This window comes from Hydrocarboniphaga sp., from assembly GCF_965279055.1.
Lineage (GTDB): Bacteria > Pseudomonadota > Gammaproteobacteria > Nevskiales > Nevskiaceae > Hydrocarboniphaga.
In genome coordinates, this window is sequence record NZ_OZ257125.1 from 931,742 (window position 1) to 950,849 (window position 19,108).

At 67.7% G+C, this 19,108-nt stretch carries 12 protein-coding genes; 4 read left to right on the top strand and 8 right to left on the bottom strand.

Annotated features, from left to right (window positions below; genetic code table 11):
- Window positions 1–14 precede the first annotated feature (14 nt).
- Genes ACQZF9_RS04315 through ACQZF9_RS04330 form a run of 4 tightly spaced genes read left to right on the top strand, consistent with a single transcriptional unit; the run spans window position 15 to window position 6,652 of the window.
- Window positions 15–3,194 carry an efflux RND transporter permease subunit gene (locus ACQZF9_RS04315; RefSeq protein WP_428312035.1) on the top strand — a complete coding sequence of 1,060 codons (3,180 nt, stop codon included), beginning with the start codon at window positions 15–17 and terminating at the stop codon, window positions 3,192–3,194.
- Window positions 3,195–3,252: 58 nt separating this feature from the next.
- Window positions 3,253–4,467, top strand: a complete 1,215-nt coding sequence (locus tag ACQZF9_RS04320) for an efflux RND transporter periplasmic adaptor subunit (RefSeq protein WP_428312036.1) — start codon at window positions 3,253–3,255, stop codon at window positions 4,465–4,467.
- A complete protein-coding gene (locus tag ACQZF9_RS04325; RefSeq protein WP_428312037.1) occupies window positions 4,464–5,954 on the top strand; it encodes an efflux transporter outer membrane subunit in 1,491 nt (496 codons plus the stop codon). Before ACQZF9_RS04320 ends, ACQZF9_RS04325 begins: the two co-directional genes overlap by 4 nt.
- A gap of 8 nt (window positions 5,955–5,962) precedes the next feature.
- The gene (locus ACQZF9_RS04330; RefSeq protein WP_428312038.1) at window positions 5,963–6,652 is read left to right on the top strand and encodes a GntR family transcriptional regulator; all 690 of its coding nucleotides are present in this window, start codon (window positions 5,963–5,965) and stop codon (window positions 6,650–6,652) included.
- Between the two features lie 42 nt (window positions 6,653–6,694).
- Here ACQZF9_RS04330 and ACQZF9_RS04335 read toward each other — a convergent pair whose 3' ends face one another.
- From ACQZF9_RS04335 to ACQZF9_RS04370, 8 genes are all read right to left on the bottom strand, one after another.
- On the bottom strand, window positions 6,695–7,060 hold the full coding sequence (locus ACQZF9_RS04335; RefSeq protein ID WP_428312039.1) for a YajD family HNH nuclease: 366 nt from the start codon (window positions 7,058–7,060) through the stop codon (window positions 6,695–6,697).
- Between the two features lie 17 nt (window positions 7,061–7,077).
- Window positions 7,078–7,773 (bottom strand): RES family NAD+ phosphorylase, encoded by a 696-nt coding sequence (locus ACQZF9_RS04340; RefSeq protein WP_428312040.1) that lies wholly within the window; start codon window positions 7,771–7,773, stop codon window positions 7,078–7,080.
- Window positions 7,774–7,780: 7 nt separating this feature from the next.
- On the bottom strand, window positions 7,781–8,227 hold the full coding sequence (locus tag ACQZF9_RS04345) for an antitoxin Xre-like helix-turn-helix domain-containing protein (RefSeq protein ID WP_428312041.1): 447 nt from the start codon (window positions 8,225–8,227) through the stop codon (window positions 7,781–7,783).
- A 146-nt stretch (window positions 8,228–8,373) separates the two neighbouring features.
- On the bottom strand, window positions 8,374–9,891 hold the full coding sequence (locus ACQZF9_RS04350) for a S8 family serine peptidase (protein ID WP_428312042.1): 1,518 nt from the start codon (window positions 9,889–9,891) through the stop codon (window positions 8,374–8,376).
- A gap of 172 nt (window positions 9,892–10,063) precedes the next feature.
- Window positions 10,064–12,205 carry a penicillin-binding protein 1C gene (pbpC, locus tag ACQZF9_RS04355; protein WP_428312043.1) on the bottom strand — a complete coding sequence of 714 codons (2,142 nt, stop codon included), beginning with the start codon at window positions 12,203–12,205 and terminating at the stop codon, window positions 10,064–10,066.
- 22 nt (window positions 12,206–12,227) lie between these two features.
- On the bottom strand, window positions 12,228–12,737 hold the full coding sequence (locus tag ACQZF9_RS04360; protein WP_428312044.1) for a DUF1254 domain-containing protein: 510 nt from the start codon (window positions 12,735–12,737) through the stop codon (window positions 12,228–12,230).
- On the bottom strand, window positions 12,734–13,312 hold the full coding sequence (locus ACQZF9_RS04365; RefSeq protein WP_428312045.1) for a DUF1214 domain-containing protein: 579 nt from the start codon (window positions 13,310–13,312) through the stop codon (window positions 12,734–12,736). The genes ACQZF9_RS04360 and ACQZF9_RS04365 overlap by 4 nt, the downstream gene beginning before the upstream one ends.
- On the bottom strand, window positions 13,309–19,059 hold the full coding sequence (locus ACQZF9_RS04370) for an alpha-2-macroglobulin family protein (protein WP_428312046.1): 5,751 nt from the start codon (window positions 19,057–19,059) through the stop codon (window positions 13,309–13,311). Before ACQZF9_RS04370 ends, ACQZF9_RS04365 begins: the two co-directional genes overlap by 4 nt.
- Window positions 19,060–19,108: the final 49 nt, after the last annotated feature.

Consider the following 19,108-nt stretch of genomic DNA (forward strand, 5'->3'; position numbering starts at 1 on the left):
AGGAAGACTGCCTCATGTGGATTGTCCGTATCGCGCTGGACCGGCCGTACACGTTTATCGTCCTCGCCATCCTGCTGCCGCTGCTCGGCGCGCTGGTGGTCATCGGCACCCCGATCAAGCCGGGCATGGCCACCGACATCTTTCCGGACATCCGCATCCCGGTGATCGGCGTGGTCTACAGCTACACCGGCCTGCCGCCGGACGAGATGTCGGGGCGCATCACCAGCAACTTCGAGCGGCCGGTGACGACCATCGTCAACGACGTCGAGCATGTCGAGTCCACCGCGTATCCGGGTGTCACCGTGATCAAGGTGTTCTTCCAGCCGGGCGTCGACATCAACCTGGCGATGGCGCAGGTCACCGCGTTTGCGCAGACCACCTTGCGCAACATGCCCAGTGGCGTGCAGCCGCCGCTGGTGCTCAAGTACAACGCCTCGACGGTGCCGATTCTGCAGCTGGCGCTGTCGTCGGTGAAGCTCGGCGAATCCGAGCTGTTCGACTTCGGCAACTCCTTCATTCGCGCGCAGCTGGCGACCGTCGCCGGCGCCTCGATTCCGTTCCCGTTCGGCGGCGCGCAGCGCCAGGTGATGGTCGATCTGGAGCCGCAGAAGCTGCGCGCGCAGGGCCTGACGCCGAGTGACGTCAACATCGCGATCGGCAACCAGAATCTGATCATTCCGTCCGGCTCGCAGAAGATCGGCAACACCGAATACAACATCAAGCTCAATGCCAGCCCGCTGGAGATCAACGGCCTCAACGATCTGCCGCTGCGCAACGTCAACGGCACCGTCACCTATCTGCGCGATGTCGCGCACGTGCATGACGGCCATCCGCCGCAGACCAACGTCGTGCGCGTCAACGGCCAGCGCGCGGTGCTGATGACGATCCAGAAAACCGGTTCGGCGTCGACACTCAACATCGTCAACACGATCAAGGAACGCCTGCCGTTCATTCGCGAGCAGCTACCCGAGGGCGCGGAAATCAATGCCACCGGCGACCAGTCGGTGTTCGTGAAAGCCGCGGTCAAGGGCGTGGTCACCGAAGGCCTGATCGCGGCGGCGCTGACCGCGCTGATGATCCTGCTGTTCCTCGGCAGCTGGCGCAGCACGCTGATCATCACCATCTCGATTCCGCTGGCGATCATCAGCTCGATCCTGGCGCTGAATGCGCTGGGCGAGACCATCAACATCATGACGCTCGGCGGCTTGGCGCTGGCGGTCGGCATCCTGGTCGACGACGCGACGGTGACGATCGAGAACATCAACCGCTTCCTCGAAGAAGGCAAAGATGTCGAAGAGGCGATCGTCGAGGGCTCGCAGCAGATCGTGATTCCGGCGCTGGTGTCGACGCTGGCGATCTGCATCGTGTTCGTGCCGATGTTCCTGCTGTCCGGCGTCGCGCGTTACCTGTTCGTGCCGCTGGCCGAGGCGGTGGTGTTCGCGATGCTGGCGTCCTTCATCCTGTCGCGCACGCTGGTGCCGACCTTGGCGAAATACTGGCTGCAGAAGCACGAGCCGCATGGTGAAGGCCAGCCGCCACATCGCAATGCCGCGCAGCGTTTCCAGGCCGGTTTCGAGGCGCGCTTCGAGAAGATCCGCGATCGCTATCACGGCATTCTGACGTCGACGATGGAGCATCGCGGCCTGTTCATCGGCGTGTTCCTCGGCGCGATGATCCTGTCGACGCTGCTGTTTCCGACGCTGGGTCGCAATTTCTTCCCGGCGATCGACGCCGGCCAGATGAAGCTGCACGTGCGCGCGCCCAGCGGCACGCGCGTCGAGGAAACCGCGGTGCTGGTGGATCACGTCGAAAGCGAAATCCGCCGCGTGATTCCGCCGAGCGAAATCGAGAGCATGGTCGACAACATCGGCCTGCCGTCGTCGGGCATCAACCTGACCTACAGCAACTCCGGACAGATCGGTTCCGGCGATGCCGACATTCTCGTGCAGCTCAAGGAAGGCCACGGCCCGACAGCCGATTACGTGCGCGAACTGCGCAAGATCCTGCCGGCGAAGTTCACCGGCAGCACCTTCTCTTTCCTGCCGGCCGACATCGTCAGCCAGATTCTGAACTTCGGCCTGCCGTCGCCGATCAACGTGCAGATTTCCGGCAACAGTCCGGAGAATCGCGAGCTGGCCAACAAGCTGCTCGAACAATTGCGCCACGTGCCGGGCCTGGTCGATCTGCGCATCCAGCAGCCGAACAACCAGCCGGAGCTGCGCATCGCCACCGACCGCGCCCGCAGCGAGCAGCTCGGCCTGTCGCAACGTGACATCGCCGGCAACCTGCTGATCGCGCTGTCCGGCAGCCTGCAGACCTCGCCGACGTTCTGGCTCAATCCGAAGACCGGTATCCAGTACCCGATCGTCACGCAGACGCCGCAGCATCGCCTGTCGTCGCTGCAGGATCTGCAGAACCTGCCGGTCGGCGCATCGGCCAGCGGCGGCGGCGATCCGCAGATTCTCGGCGGCCTGGCGACGATACAGCGCGGCTTCGGCCCGGTGATCGTCAGCAAGTACGACGCGCAGAACGTGATCGAAATCTACGGCTCGGTGCAGGACCGCGATCTCGGCAGCGTCGGCAAGGACATCGACCGCATCGTCAAGGTCGCCAGCGAGCATCTGCCCAAGGGCACGCGCATTACCTCGCGCGGCCAGTTGCTGACGATGCAGGAATCCTTCACCGGCCTGCTGATCGGCCTGGTCGGCGCGATCGTGCTGGTGTACCTGCTGATCGTGGTCAATTTCCAGAGCTGGCTGGATCCTTTCATCATCATCAGCGCGCTGCCGGCAGCGATCGCCGGCATTGCCTGGATGCTGTTCATCACCGGCACGACCTTGTCGGTGCCGGCGCTGACCGGCGCGATCATGTGCATGGGCGTAGCCACCGCAAACTCGATCCTGATGGTCAGCTTCGCGCGTGAACGCCTGGCCGCGGGCGCGAGCGCGCTGCAGGCGGCGCTGGACGCCGGTTTCACGCGTTTCCGTCCGGTGCTGATGACCGCGCTGGCGATGATCATCGGCATGATGCCGATGGCGCTGGGCGTCGGCGAAGGCGGCGAGCAGAACGCGCCGCTGGGCCGCGCGGTGATCGGCGGCCTGCTGCTGGCGACGGTGGCGACCCTGCTGTTCGTGCCCACGGTTTTTGCGCTGCTGCACGGGCGCCGCGAAGCACGCGAGGCCGCCCGTGCCTGATCCGAACCGACTCTCTCCTTCGTCTGATCGCCGTTACGCACCACCCAAGGAATCCGCGATGCAAAGCTCAGCATTCACCGCCCTTCGTGCCCGCCGCCAGCGCGGCATGGCCAGAGTCGGCCTGATCATCGTGGTGGTGGCGGCGGTGCTGATCGCCTGGGGCCTGTATTCGCGCCATCGCGCGGCCGGCAAGCTCGAAGAGGCAACCGACGCGCAGATCGCGCAGCCGGTGCAGGTGGTCAAGCCGCAGGCCGCCGGCGGCGATCTCGATCTGCTGCTGCCGGGCAATGTCCAGGCGCTGGCCGAGGCGCCGATCTATGCGCGCACCGACGGTTATCTGAAGCGCTGGCGGGTCGACATCGGCACGCAGGTCAAGGCCGGGCAGGAGCTGGCCGAAATCGATGCGCCGGAACTCGATCAGCAGCTGCGCGCGGCGCAGGCCGATCTGGCCAGCGTCGAGGCCAACGAGAAGATCGCGCAGGTCACCGCGGATCGCTGGCGCGATCTGCGCGAGAGCGATTCGGTGTCCAAGCAGGAGGCCGACGAAAAGATCGCGGCCGCCGCGGCCAGCTCGGCTTCGCTGAATGCGTCGCGCGCCGAAGTGCAGCGCCTGAAGGAGCTGACCGGCTACAAGAAAATCGTCGCGCCTTTCGACGGCGTGATCACCGCGCGTAGCACCGACCTCGGCCGCCTGATCGGTGCCGGCAGCGGCGGCGGCGAGCTGTTCCGCATCGCCGACATGCGCTCGCTGCGCCTCTACGTCAACGTGCCGCAGCAGTACGCGGCGGTGATGAAGGCCGGGCTGAATGCCGAGGTGCGCTTCCCGGACCGCCCAACCACGCCGGTGACGGCGTCGGTCGCGCGCACGTCCGGCGCGCTCGATGCGGGCTCGCGCACCTTGCTCGCCGAGCTCAAGGTCGACAACGCCGACGGCCTGCTGCTGCCCGGCGCGTATGCCGAGGTTCGCTTCAAGATTCCGGCGCAGGCGGGCGGCACGGCGCTACTGCTGCCGTCGAATACCTTGCTGTTCAACGGCTCCGGTCTGCGCGTCGCCACCGTCGGCAGTGATCAGAAAGTGGTGATGAAGAGCGTGCGTCTGGGCCGCGACCTCGGCACGCAGATCGAAGTGACCGATGGCGTGACCGCCGATGACCAGGTCGTGATCGCGCCTTCGGATTCGATGACCGACGGTATCCAGGTGCGCGTCGTGCAGCCTGATGCCAAGGCCGACGCCAAACCCGACGCGGCCAGGCCGGCGGAAGCCAAGTCGTGATCCGCCCCGTGTCGACACGCACGGCGTATCGGCTGACGCCGCTGCTGCTCGCGGCGCTGGCCTCGGCCTGCTCGCTGGCGCCGGAATACAAGGCGCCGGCCGCACCCCTCAGCGAGAACTTCAAGGAAGCCGCTGAACCGGTCGCCGGCTGGCAGCTGGCGCAGCCGGCGGATGCGGCGCCGCGCGGCAACTGGTGGGCGGTGTTCGCCGATCCCAAGCTCGACGAGTTGCAGGCGCAGCTGGCCAATGCGAGCCCCGATCTGCAGGCGGCGTTCGCGCGATACCAGCAGGCGCGTGCGCTGGCGCGGCAATCCGCGTCGTCGCTGTATCCGCAGCTCTCGGCCAACGCCGGCGCGACGCGCGCCAGCAGCTCGGCGAATGCGCCCGGCAACGACGGCAACAGCAGCACCGGCAACGACCTGTTCGCATCGCTGAGCCTGAGTTGGGAAATCGACCTGTTCGGCCGGCTCGGCAATGCGCGCCGCGCCGCCGATCGCCAGCTCGAAGCCAGCGCCGGCGATTTCGCGGCGCTGCAGCTGAGCCTGCAGGCGGAACTGGCGAGCCGCTACTACCAGCTGCGCGGCGCCGACGCGACGATCGCGCTGCTCGACGACAGCATCAAAGCCTACGAGCGCGCCTTGGAGCTGACCCGGAAGCGCTACGACGGCGGCATCGCCGCGGTCGCCGATGTCGACCAGGCCGAGACGACCTTGAACAGCACGCGCGCGCAGCTCGCCGCGGCGAAGCTGTCGCGCGCTCAGCTTGAGCATGCGATCGCCGTGCTGCTCGGCGTGTCGCCTTCGGAGTTTTCGCTGATGCCGGCCGAGTTCGTCGGTGAGCCGCCGATGGTCACGACCCGCCTGCCGTCGTCGCTGTTGCAGCGCCGTCCCGACATCGCGTCGGCGGAGCGCCGCGTCGCGGCGGCGAACGCGAACATCGGCGTCGCCAACGCGGCCTGGTTTCCGATCTTCAGCTTCAGCGCGACCGGCGGCTACGAGGCGACCGGGACTTCCGACTGGTTCGATGCGCCGAGCCGTTACTGGTCGATCGGCCCGAGTGTCACCGCGCCGATACTCGACGGCGGCGCGCTGTCGTCGCTGCGCCGTCAGTCGCGCGCCGCTTATGACGAGTCTGTCGCGAACTATCGCAAGACCGTGCTGACCGCGTATCAGGAAGTCGAGGACAACCTGGCGGCGCTGCGTCATCTGGCCGACGAAGTCGCCGGCGACGAAGCGGCCGCCGCTGCCGCGCAACGCTCGGTGTTCCACGCCAACAAGCGCTACACCGCCGGCGTCGCGAGCTATCTGGAAGTGACGACGACGCAGACCGCGGCGCTGAGCGCGCAGCGCGACGCGCTCGACGCACGCGTGCGCCGCATCGACGCCGCGGTACAGCTGGTGCGTGCGATGGGCGGTGGCTGGAACCTCGCGCAACTCGAAACCGCGGGTGACGCCGACGGCGACGCCGCGGTGGCAGCGCCGCAGTGAGAGCCGTCGTGCCGGCCGTGACCGCTGTCGCCTCCGGCGCGGACGCATTGCCGGGGCTGAACCGCGCCTGCATGCATTCGCGCATTCGCGATCTGCTGATTTCGCGCATCCTCGACGGCAGCTATCCGCCGGATTTCCGTTTCAAGGAACTCAGCCTGGCGCGCGAATTCAACGTCAGCCAGGCACCGGTACGCGAAGCCCTGCGCGAGCTGGTGGCGCTGGATCTGGTGGTGTCGGAGCCGTATCGGGGCACGCGCGTGCGCCCGTTCAATGTCCACGCCCTGCGCGAGGCCTACGAGCTGCGCTCGCTGATCGAGGCGCGTTGTGTCGAGCTGATCGTGCCTTGCGCGCCGTCGCTATGCGACGAGCTGGCGGTACTGCTGGAGCAGATGCGGATGACGATGGGCAATGCCGATCGCGACGCCCACGCCGTGGCGGCGCTGAAGTTTCACCGGCGCCTGGTGGTGGCCAGCGGCAATCAGACGTTTCTGCGCACCTGGGACAGCTTCATCTGGGACGTGCGTGCGCGCGTGGTGCTGCGCCGCATCGCCGACGCCGGGCGCGAGCTGACGCCGATGTATCCGCTGCACAAGTCGCTGCTCGATCGCCTGTGCGACAACGACAGGCCGGGCGCCGCTGCCGCGATGCGCGCGATCTTCGAAGTCTTCATCGAGCTGTTCAGCGAGCAGGGTCCGTAACCCGGGTGAAACCCGGGTTTGGACCCGGGCCGCTCGACCCGGCTATTTCTTGAGTAGCGATTTCAGATCCGCAAACGGGTTGCCGGTCGCCAGCGGCTTGCTTTCCGGTGTCGAGGTGTCGCCGCTGAAATCCTTGTAGCGCGAGTGCTCGTTGTCGTGGCAGTACACGCACAGCAGCTCCCAGTTGCTGCCGTCTTCCGGGTTGAAGTCGTGGTCGTGATTGCGGTGATGCACGGTCAGCTCGGTCAGGTTGACGCGAGTGAATTCGCGCATGCAGCGGCCGCAGATCCACGGGTACATCTTCAGCGCGCGCTCGCGATAGCCGAGGTTGCGCTGCTCGGAGGCGCGGCGCTGGTCGGCGACGATGCGGTCGAGCTTGGCGTGATCGATGGTCTTGTTGATCGGCATGGCAGTGCTCGTGGTGTTCAGTTGAGGCGCAGCCAGGGCTGCCCCGGCGTGCGCTCGACGACGACCGCGCCGTCGGCGGGGTCGTAGCGATAGGTCAGGTAGCAATGATCGCGCACATCCGACAGATAGTGCTGGTCGAACAGCACCGCATTGTCGCCGCTGCAGCGCGCCGAGCGCGTCAGCACGCCCGGATGACGGCGCTGCTGCAGCTCGCGGCCGATGCGCTGGCACACCGCGTAGGAGTCGGGGTCGACCAGGCCGGGCTCCTCATCGAGCTTGCCGCGCAGGTCGATCAGCAGCGCGTCCGCGGCGACGCGGTAGACGCGACGCTCGCCGATGATCGGCCTGCTGTGCCGCTGCAGGCCGACTTCGCCGATCAGCCGTCGACGGAAGTGGTAGACGGTTTCATGCACCGTGGTTTCCAGATCCAGCGAGCCGTACCAGGCGGCGTGGCGGCCGTCGGAAAAGCGCGTCGCGAACCACTGCGGCTGCACGAACGGGTAGAGCACCGCCTGGCCGTAGCCGGTTTCGAACGGCCGGTTGATCGCCGGCACCGGCCGCCGCGGCTTGCTGCGCATTTCGGCGTCGGCGAACAGGTCGGCATCGGCCGGATCGTCGCTCAGGTCGTCGGCAAGGTTGCGTGACACGCGCAGGCTGACGACGTTGCGATACAGGTCGCCCTCGTAATGCAGGGCCTGGTCGTACAGCGCCACGACGCGCTCAGAGGCCGCGCAGCTGGTCGAGATAGCCGCGGATCGCGACGATGCCCGGCAGGCCCTGTTCGACCATGATTTCCAGCGGCGTGTAGTTGTCGAGCGTGGCGTTGCGCAGGCTGGGCCAGCCGTAAACCAGCTCGGGATTGTGCGGATACAACAGGCGCAGGCTCTTGTGGATGCCGAACAGGTTGCCGACGCGGTCGATCAGGTCGCGGCTCTCCGGCAGCGGCGTGCCACGGCGGTAGCGGCTGACCGCGGTGCGGCTGCCGCCGGACAGGCCGAGCAGCTCGGCCTGGGCGCTGGTGTCGACGCCCCAATGCTCGAACAGGCGCGTGACCATCCTGGCCAGCCGCGAGCGCTCGTCCTTGTCGTAGGAAGCACGGCCGGCCGGCAGCGCTTCCTGCACGCCCAGACGCTCGTCTTCGGCAAGGCTACGGCTATAAGTTTTCATGCGGACAGATTATGTCCGTAAAAGTACAAATGCAAATCCGGACGCGACGGCGGGCGCTCCGCCCAATAAAAAACCGCCACGGCAAAAGCCGTGACGGTTCGGGTGCAGCGGGCCCCGTTCCCGGAGCCTGGGTTCTCAGCCCGGGCTTACTGGCCGCTGAGCTGGTTCAGTGCCTTCTTCATCTGGATTTCGCCATGGCCGTAGGCGTTGTCGACGCCCGGCGTGCCGAGGTCGAGCGCGGTGGATTCCAGAGCCGAGCGCACCTGGGCCGCGGTGTACGAGGGGTTGGCGCTGAGCAGCACGGCCGCGGCGGCGGACACGTGCGGCGTCGCCATCGACGTGCCGTTGTAGTAGTCGTAGGTGTTCTCGACGATCTTGACCGCTTCCTTGGCGGTGGTGCCGACCTGCGGAACCAGTAGCGCGCCGTCTTCCATGCTGATCGTGACCACCGGAACCGTCGCGAACACGTCCTCACCCATGGTGCCGGAGAAGCCGCCGCTGACGTTGTTGTAGATGATCACGCCGATCGCGCCGCTGTTCTGTGCGAACGTGACTTTCTCGGCGAAAGTGATCGTTCCGCGCTGGCACAGCACCACCAGGCCGGCCCAGGGACCGGTTTCCAGGCACTGGCCGCCGTCGACCATCGCGCCGCTGATGCTGGCGACGGCGGAGTTCTCCAGCGCATTCGCGGCGTACGAGACCTTGGCCACCGTCAGCGAGCCCTGGAACTTGTGCGACACGGTGCTGTAGACGTCCACGCCTGGCGCGACGACGTCGACCTGGTCGTTCTGCTGCGAGAAGTCCGCGATCACCAGGTTCTTGTCGATGGCACCGACCGACATCACCGACGAATAGCTCGCCGGATAGCTGTAGCCGGTGGTGCCGTCGTTGCCGGCCGCCGCGACCGGCAGCACGCCCTTGCTGGCGGCCTTGTTGAAGAAGGTTTCTTCGGTCTTGCTCTTGCGACCGCCGCCGAGGCTCATGCTGATGACCTTGGCGCCGTTGGCGACGCACATCTGGCCGGCATTGACCAGGGTCGAGGAGTAGCTCCACGCGCAGGAGGTGGACACGTCGTCGCCGAACACCTTGACGAAGTACAGGCTGACCGCGCCCGGCGACACGCCGACCACGCCGATGCCGTTGTTGACGCCGGCGATGGTGCCGGCGACATGGGTGCCGTGGCTGCAGTTGTCGATGTTGTAGTTCGACGGCGTGCCGCCAATGATGTTCAGGCCCTGCAGGTCGGGGTGATCACCGTCGATGCCGGAGTCGATGATGCACAGCGTCACGCCGGCGCCGGTGGGCGCGCCCGCGTCGACGACGCCGTCGCCGTTGGCATCCCAGACCTTGGTGGCCTGGACGCTCTTCACGCCCCAGGGCGTGGTCTGCGTGGCCATCGGGTAGCGCTTGACGTCTTCCTCGACCAGCAGCACGTCGCGGTTCTGCTGCAGGCGCGTGATCGCGGCCTTCGGCAGGGTGACCACCAGCGTCGACAGATCGTCGAACTGGTAGTGGATCTTGCCGCCTTCGCGACCGATCTGTTCGCGCAGCGCCTGGGCCTTGCCCGGCGCGAACTGCACGTAAACCCGCTCCTGCTGGCCGGCGGCGAGCGCGGGCACACTGATGGCCAGCAGCAGGCTGGCCGCAATCAAATGACGCTTCATGAAAATTCTCCCCTGAAAGATGCTGAAGTTTCTGGTCGCCACGGTCCGGCCGGCGACGGCGCGTTTGAACGGCAAGATCTCTGCCGGAAATGCGTCGATACGTAACCGTTAGTCTGTTTTGTTACATACCCGGGCCAAACTTGTCTATCTCGGTTGCCGGGCCGCAGCGGCCTCAGGGGCTGCGGACGCTGAAATCGACCCGGTCCAGCGGGCGCCCGGCGGCGTCGACCAGCTCCAGCCGGTGGGCGCCCGGCAGCGGCGTCCACAGCCTCGGCTGCGCGGCCGAGCCGATCGCGCGGCCGTCCATCCGCAGCCGCAGCTGGGCGCTGGCCGGCTCGGCGCGCAGCGCGACGTGCTGGCGGTCCAGCGGAATGTCCGGGTCCAGCGCGATGAAGCTGCCCTTGGCCGGCGACACCAGGCGCGCGCGCTGCGCGGTCTGCGTGGCCGGCGCGATCAGCGCGGTTTCGGTGCCGGCGATGAACCATTCCTCGCGCGGCGGCTCGATGTTGCCGGCGTAGCGCAGCGGCTGATGCACCAGGCCGGCCGGCGGCTGCGGCGCCGCGGCGTCGCCGCGTTCCAGTTCGTCGAAGATGTCGCGCCAGGCCGGTGCCGCGCCGGTGATGCCGGAGACGGTGCGCATCGCGTCGCCCTCGAAATTGCCGACCCAGACGCCGACCGTGTAGCGCGCGGTGCTGCCGACGCACCAGTTGTCGCGCAGGTTCTTGCTGGTGCCGGTTTTCACCGCGGCGCGATACGGCGTCGATAACGGGCCTTCCAGATCGAAGGTCACCGCGCGCGCGCCGCGGTCGGCGAGGATGTCTTCGACGATCCACGCCGCCTGCGGCGAGATCACCGCGCGCATCACCGGCGCGCGGCTGTCCGGCTGCAAACGCAGCGGCGACCAGCGCCCGCCGTTGGCCAGCGTGCGATACGCATTGACCTGTTCCAGCAGACTGACTTCGGCGCTGCCCAGCGCCAGCGAATAGCCGTAGAACTCGCCGGATTCGGTAAGCCCGCCGACGTAGCCGAGATCGTGCAGGCGCTCGCGAAAACGGTCGACGCCGCTGAGCAGCAGCGTGCGCACCGCCGGAATGTTCAGCGAGCCGGCCAGCGCGGTGCGCACGCTGACCAGGCCCTTGAAGTCGTGCTCGTAATTCTGCGGCAGATACAGGCCCGGGCCGGCTTCCAGCGCGACCGGCGCGTCGTCGAGCAGCGAAGCCGCAGTGAGCCAGCGATGTTCGATCGCCAGCGAATACAGAAACGGTTTCAGGGTCGAGCCGGCCTGGCGCAGCGCACGCGCGCCGTCGACCTGGCCGGCGCGGCTCGCCGGCCCGGCCGAGCCGACGTAGGCGAGCACGTCGCCGCTGGCGTTGTCGACGACCACGGCCGCGCCGTCGCGCACGCGCTCGTTCTGCAGGCTCGCCAGCTGCGCACGCAGCGCATGCAGCGCGAGGCGCTGCGTGCGCGCGTCCAATGTGGAAATGACTTGTTCGCCGGGCTTGCGCAACAGGCGTCGCGCCAGATGCGGCGCGAGATCATCGCCGCTGATCGCCGTCGGGGTTCGCGACAGGGCCTGCAGCGCGACGCGACGCTGCGCGTCGCAGGCGTCGCCGCTGAGCCCGGCGATGGCGCAGCTGCGTTGCGCCACCACCGTCGCCGATGCGGCCGGCGAGGGCAGCAGCGCGACCAGGGTCCGGGCCTCTGCATCGGTCAGGCCGTCGGCATGCTTGCCGAACAGCGCGCTCGCCGCCGCGGCGATGCCCTGGCTTTCGCCGCGAAAACCGGCCAGGTTCAAATAGGCCTCGAGGATCTGGTCCTTGCTCCAGCTGCGTTCGATCGCCCGCGCCGCGCGCATCTGCCGCAGTTTCTGCAGCAGGTCGCGACGCTCGCGCCTGCTGCTCAAACTCGTGTCGAGCTGCGCGGCCAGCTGCATCGTGATCGTGCTGGCGCCGCGACGCGCCTGGCCGCGCAGCCGGTCGCGCAGCGCGCCGATCACCGCGCGAACATCGACGCCGCGGTGTTCGCGAAAGCGATGATCCTCGGCGGCGATCACCGCCGAAACCAGCGCCGGAGAGATCTGCGACAGCGGCGTCCATTGCAGCCGCCGGCCGCTCAGATCCATGCGCAGGCTCTGCACCACTTCGCCGTGCCGGTCGAGCAACTGCGCTTCGGAGGAGCGATAGCCGGCGCGCACTTGATCGGGCGAGGGCGGTGGCGCCGTGCGCGTGATATCGACGAGCCAGGCGGCGCAGATCAGCAGCGTCGCTGCGATCAGCGCGAACGCGATCGCGCGGCGGTTCAGAGCGAACGACATCCGCGATGTCGGCGCAGCGGCGTCACGGCGTCAGCGGCGCGCATACATCGTCCTTGCGCGCCGCGTCGACGGCGCTCCAGCCGTCGGCATCCGTGACCAGCCGGCGGATCAGCGCGATACCGCGCGTCGACGGCGAATGCACGGTACCTGCAGCCTGGTCGCCTTGGACCAGCACCAGCTCTACGCCTTCGGGATGGTCGCGATCTCCCATCGTCAGGAAGTTGTCGGTGTTGGCCGCATACAGCGACAGCGACCAGTAAGCCGGCCAGGCGGCGACGTGAATCCGCAGCGGTTGCCGGCTCAGATCGTAGACGCAGCTGGAATACGCGAACTCCGGCGCCGGCCGCACCACGCGCCGCGAATCCGGCGTGACCGGGCGCGCGTGCAGCCAGCTGTTGACGCGCTCGCCGCCGAAGCTGATGGCGCGCATCGCCAGCTGCATGCTCAGATAGGGCAGCGCGACAACCGCCGCGTAATGCGTGGCCACGGCGACGGCGAGCGCGAGCAGCGCAACCCGGAGCAGGCGCCTCATGCCGTGGCCTCGCAGCCCAGGCGCGTGATCGTCGGCAGTTGCTCGGCCTGCGGTCGCGACTGCGGGCGATACAGCCGCAGGCTGATGCTGAAGCGGCCGGCGGCTCGCGTCGACAGCCAGTTGGCTGCATCACCGCGCTCGGCCGCCACCGTGATCTGCCAGTGATCATGCTCGTCACGGACGATGCCGGCGCGATTCACCGCATGCGCCTGGTCGGTATTGCGCGCCAGGAATTCGTCCTGCGCATACAGCGTCAGCGACCACCACGGCGCCGGCAGCGCGGCGCCGTCGATCCGATAGCGGCAATCCTGACGCAGCGGCTCGCCGCTGCTGTCGTTGAATGCGGTGTAATAAACCGCCTCGCTGCTGTTGAGTGCCAGCAGGCCATGCAGCGCGATCGCGGCGCGCGTATGCGCACCGGCGGCGACCGAGCCGGTCAGCGTATCGGTCTGCCAGGGGCCGAGCCGCAGCAGGCTCGACGATTGCCCCGCGCCGACCGACCACGCAGCCGAACCCAGGCCGGCGACGATGCCGAGCAGGACCGCGACAAACCAGTGCCAGCGTGAACGTTTCATGGCGCCACCACCTCCACCGCCGCGTTCGGCGACTCGCCCAGCATCTCAGGAGCGTACATCGCCTCGACATGCGTGGCTGGCATTTCGAAGCGGCCGGCGTTGTTGTAGCGCAGCGTGTACTCGGTGCTGAAGCGGCCCTTGGGCACGAATGCGTAGTAGGCGCGATAGAAGTCGAAGCGCCGTTCCTCGAACGCCGGCCAGGCATCGCCGCTCTTGCGATCGTCCTGGGACAGCAGCGCCGAATCGCGGCCGAGTCCGCCGCCGAGCAGCGTGCTGCCGCCCGGAATCGGATCGTCGACGACGACCCAGCTCATGTCGGACTGCGCATCGATGTCGAGCCTGACGCGGGCGACGTCGCCGACACTCCACTTGCCCTTGGTCTTCTGCTCGACCGGTGTCACGGTGCGCGTGATGCGGTAGCCGGACGACAGCGGCTCGCGCAGCGGAATCGCGGCGCGGCTTTGCACCGTGATCCAGGGAGCGCCGCTGCCGCTGTGATCCAGCGACAGCGTGCCCGCTGCCGTCGGCCAACGCAGATCCAGGGCCGCCGCTTGTGTGTCTTTCCACGCGTGCTGCTGCGTGTCGTCGCCGAGCCTGGCGCTGGTGCTGCCGCTGACCGTCTCTTTCTCGAACGCGCGTGCGAAGCCTGCCAGCGCCAGCGTGCCCCAGGCATTGGCCGTGGTCAGATTCCAGTGGCCGCGCTGCTGACGGCCGACCGCTCCGCGTACCAGGCGCGGCATATCCTCACGCCAGTCCGCTTCGGGCAGCAGCGCCAGCACCGCACGCACCGCGTTGACGTCGGCGGAGATCATCAGCCACCACAAGGCGTCGTCCTGCTCGGCCGAGAAGCTCATCGTCGTGCCCTGGAAATTCAGGCGCGAACGCAGCAGGGTTTTGGCTTCGATCAAACGTTGTTCACGTTTCGGCAGGCCTTCGACCCGCTGCAGGATGCCGATCCAGTCGATCAGCGCCGAGGTGTGCCACAGATTCGGATCGATCGTGATCGTGCCCAGCCATTCCGGCTTGGCGCGCTCGTAACGCGACAGCGCCTCGATCGCAGCGAGCTTGCGTTCGGTGACGCTGGCGTTATCGACGCGCAGACCGCGCTGCAGCTTGCCTTCGGCAAAATGCTCCAGGCCGTCCAGCATCTGCTCGCGTTCGGCCTGCGGGATTTCCCAACCGGCTTCGCTGGCGATCTGCAGCAGGTAGGCGGTCAGGCTGTCGCTGCCTTCGAGCCAGCTCGACGGGAAATATTTCACCAGGCCGTCGCGATCCAGATAAGCGGACAGGCCGGACATCTGCAGATCCCACATCGGGTGATCGCCCAGCGCGATCGCTTTGGACGCGCGCTGTTCGATGCAGGCATAGGGATAGACGTTCATCCAGTCGCGCACGCCGTCGAGGCTCGTCGTCAGCGACGGCGACAGGGCCACGCGAATGCCGCCGCGCGTGAGGCCGTTGCGGTCGGCGATCGCATCGGCCGGCTTCGCTATCGGCAGCTCCTGGTGCGCGTCGAGTTGCAGCAGCGTCGCCTGATACACGCGCACCGGATAGGCCGGCACCACCTGCTGCGCGACTTTCAGCGCATCGAGCGTCTGCTTGCCGTCGGCGCTTTCGGCGGTCACGGTCCAGCTCAGCCTGTCGATGCCGAACGGCACCGTGAAAGCGAAGCGCGCCGGCGCCGCGGTATTGCCGGGAATGGTCAGCTGCTGCGTCTGTCTGACCGGCGCATCCTGGCCGGGGATCAGCGTTTCGGCATCGACGATCACTTGCTGCGCCTGGGTGGTGGTATTGCGCACCGTGAAGATCGCGTCGAAGCGATCGTTCTCGCGCAACAGCGGCGGCAGGCCGGACAGGATCTGAATGTCCTGCGTGGTACGGATGCTGGCGTGGCCTTCGCCGAAGCGATCGGCGCCGGCGCTGGCGACCGCGGTCAGCCGGAACGCGGTCAGCGCATCGTTGAGCGGCACCTCCACGGTCGCGCGGCCCTGCGCATCCAGCGGCACCCGGCCTTTCCACAGCAGCAGGCTGTCGAGCATTTCGCGCGGCGCACCGCGGCCGCCGCCACCGCCCGGCGCGAGCGCCTTGCGGCCGAAGTGGCGCTTGCCGACCACCTGCATCTGCGCGGTCGAGGTGAACACTTCGATGCCGCGCCGCTGCATCATCGCCTCGAGCAGATGCACGCTGTCGTTCGGCAGCAGATCGAGCAGCGCCTCGTCGACTGCGGAAAACGCGATTTCGGCGGCGGCCGGCAGCTGGCCGCTGCCCGCCGCCTTGACCTGCACGTCGACCTTGGCGAGGCCGCGCGTCTTGTACGTCTGCTGCTGCGGTTTCACGCTGACCTCGAGTCGATGTGCCGACCAGCCGACGTCGACCGCGGTCATGCCGAGCCGGTATGCGGGCTTGGACAGATCGACCATCGCGGTCGCGCTGCCACCGTCGAGTTGCAGCCAGCGATCCAGGCCCAGCCAGCGCAGGAAGCTGTAGAACGTCGAGCGGAAGTCGCCGACTCGTGGACGCAGCGCCAGCACCGACACGAACACGTTCGGCGCGTAGCGATCCAGCATCGGCACTTCGATCACCGGCTCGCGGCCGGACAGTTCGGTGACGAAGGCGTCGATCACACCTTCGCGTTCGATCGTGACCAGCGCGGTGGCCTTGCGGAACGGCATGCGCACCTGCAGCTTGAGCTTTTCTCCCGGCTCGACTTCGCGCTTGTCGGCGATCAGGTCCATGCGATCGGAATCGCCCTGGGCAAACCACCATTGCTCCGCGCCGGCGATCCAGGTGCTGGTCACCGCGCGCGCCACGCGACCGTCGTCGTCACGCGCGCTGGCCTCGATCAGGATCTCGCCGGACACGCCCGGGTCCAGCTTGCAGAACAGCAGGCCGTTGGCGTCCGTGCGGCCGCTGCATTTCTCGGCCAGCTTGATCGTCTCGCTACTGTGCGAATAAGCGTAAAAACCGCCGACCAGGCGCTTGCGATACGAGTGCGTCTTGAGCTGGTACAGCGCGACGTCGACTGTGCGGTCCTTCAGCGGCTGGCCTTTCAGATCCAGTACCACGGTCTGGAACTGCAGCTGGTCCTTGGCCGCTCCCCAGCCCTGCGTGGCGATGCCGACCACCTGGGCCGCCGGCCACAGCGGCACGCTGCTGCGTACGCTGCTGACTTCACCGTTGGCGTCCGGGTATTCGAGTTCGGCGACCAGGGTCTGGGCGCGATCCGACAGCGGCAACTCGTCGATCAGGCTGTGCGCCGAGCCGTTGGCGTCGAGATTCAGCGGCAGCGTGCGGCTGGGCTTGGGCTTGGCATCGGCATCGGCCTGCGCGTCGCCATCGTCGTCGGGGAACAGGCCGCCCTGATTTTCTTCCGACACGCCGGTCTTGATCGGCCGGGCGTCGAACGTGAAGTTGTCGTAGTTCTTGAAGCTGATCGTGCGCGGCTGCAGCTGCGTGCGCAGTTTCACCGGCAGGCCGGCTGCGCCACCGCCGCTGAAATAGCCGACGTACAGATCCAGCGGCAGCTGCGTCGTGGCAATGGCCGGCGCCTGCGGCGGCTGCACCAGCGCGCGCATCAGCGGGATGCGGTATTGCTCGACGCGAAACGAGCCGGCGTCGGCGGACAGGCCGTCCTTGCCCTCGAAGCGCAGCCGGTATTCGCCGAGCTTGGCCGCCTGCGGAATCGGCCACTGCGATTCGGCGATACCGCGTTCGTCGAAGCTCAAGGCCAGTTCGACTTTCTGATCGCTGCCGCTGTGCTCGATCACCAGCTTGTCCGGACGCAGCGCCGGCACCTTGATGCCGTCCTTGCCGCGCTCGCGCCAGTAATGCTTCATCGCCACGGTTTCGCCGGCGCGGAACAGGCTGCGGTCGAACACCGTATGCGCGATCGTCGGCGTGTCCCACAGGCCGACGTTCAAGTTGAAGTCCGACGGCGCGATGCCGTCGTTCCAGCTCGACATCACGAACGAGAAGTCGCCGTCATGGCGCGCGCTGATCATCAGCGGATGGCCGTCTTCGCTGTCGCAGTTCACCCAGGTTTCGGGCTTGGGCAGGCTGTCGATGCGCGCGATGCCGTCCTTGCCGGTGCTGCCGCTCCACACCGCCGAGCCGTTGCAGCCGTCGACGATTTTCAGCGCCGCACCGGCGACCGGCCTGCCGCCGTCCAAGGTGGTGACGAACGCCAGCGAGCCTTCGCGGCCCCATTTGAAATGCACCGCCATATTGGTGACCAGCGCGGTGGTCGCGACATAGCGCGTCGCCGGCTTGCCGAGCAGCGCGGCGCCGAGCCGCGGGCTGGCGATCTCGACGACATGGAAGCCACGCTCCTTCAGCGGAATGCCGATCACCTCGAAGGCCTTGGCGTCGGCCGGGCGCGGCAGCTCGAAAGCCTCGGCGCTGCTGCCGGCAAATACCGATTCGACGCCGGGCTGCACGTAGACGTCCTGGTCCCAGCGGCCGCTCATGTTGGTTTTGACGCGCGCGATCCACTGCAGGATCTGCGCTTCGTCGTCGATGCGCTTGCTGGCGCCGCCGATGCGGCTGGCGGCCACCGGGCTTTCGACGTCACGCAGCGTCACCGGCAGCACGCCGCCTTCGCTGGCTTCGAGAATGCCGAATTCGCCGCTGAACTTGGCCAGTGGCGGCGCGCTGTCGGTGGCGATTTTCAGCGGAAAACTGCCGGCGTTGGCGAGCTGGCGCCCGGCGTCGTCCTTGAACCCGGCCGGCAGCTGCAGCTCCAGCGCCGCCGATTCCGGGAACGGCGGCTGGAACTCGATGCGGTCGACGAACGGCGCGTCCTCGTCGGCAGGCTCGGGCTCGCGCGTGCCGCCGGCGCCTTTCAGACGAATCTGCATGGCCAGCTGGGTCGGCACCGGCGCGCTGAAGCGCAGGCTCATCGCCAGCACCGGCGTGCAGGCGGCGTCGGCATTGACGCGATCGCAGCCGAAGCTCGCGCTGAATGCGGGCCGCGTGCGGTACTTGAGCACCTGGTCGATGGTCGTCGCCGCGCCGCTGCTGGTGGCGATGCCCTTGCCCCAGACCAGATCGAACTCGGTATCTTCCGGCAGCGGCCGCGAGCAGCGCACCACGGCGATGTCGCGCTCGCGGCGCGCGAGTTCGTCGCTGTTGATCTGCAGGTAGTCGGTGTCGCCGTTCTTGAACAGCACGCGGTAGTACGAGTAGCTCAGCGCGCGCCGCTGCGCGAGCACCGCCTCGCGCTCCTTGCCTTCGATCAACTGCAGCGGCAGGCGCTCGGCCAAGTTGGCGACCGCGCAGTAGCCGCTGGCCTCGATGCTGGCGCGAGTCGCCGGCGCGTCGGTGGCCAGCAGGAAGACCTGTTCGGCGTCGACGGTCTGCGAGCCCTCGCCGGGCAGGGCCGCGCGTACCGCGGGGCCGCCGGTGGCGAAGCTGAACTCCTTTTTGCCGCTCAGCGCGGCGCCGGCGAGACTCTTCAGGCCGGCCTTGAGCGTGAAGCGGCAGCTCTGGCCGGCGGCGAGGTCGGCGTCGAAATCGTAGACCCAGTTGCGCTCGTCGGCCCAACGGCCGTGGCCGCTGGCGGCGCAGGCGATGTCGAAAGGGTCGGGCAGCCGCGGATCGCCGAAACGCACCATGCTTTCCGAGAAGCGTGCGGTGGCCTGGCGCACGTCGCGCACGCTTCCCTGCGGCGAGAAACTCTGCACCTGGGCGGCACCCGCCAGCGCCGGCCAGCACAGGGCCAGCAGCCACAATATCCGCGCCTGGCGCATCAGCGTCCCCTCCTTGGTTTTTGCCTACTTTAGCTGCTCGTGATGGCAC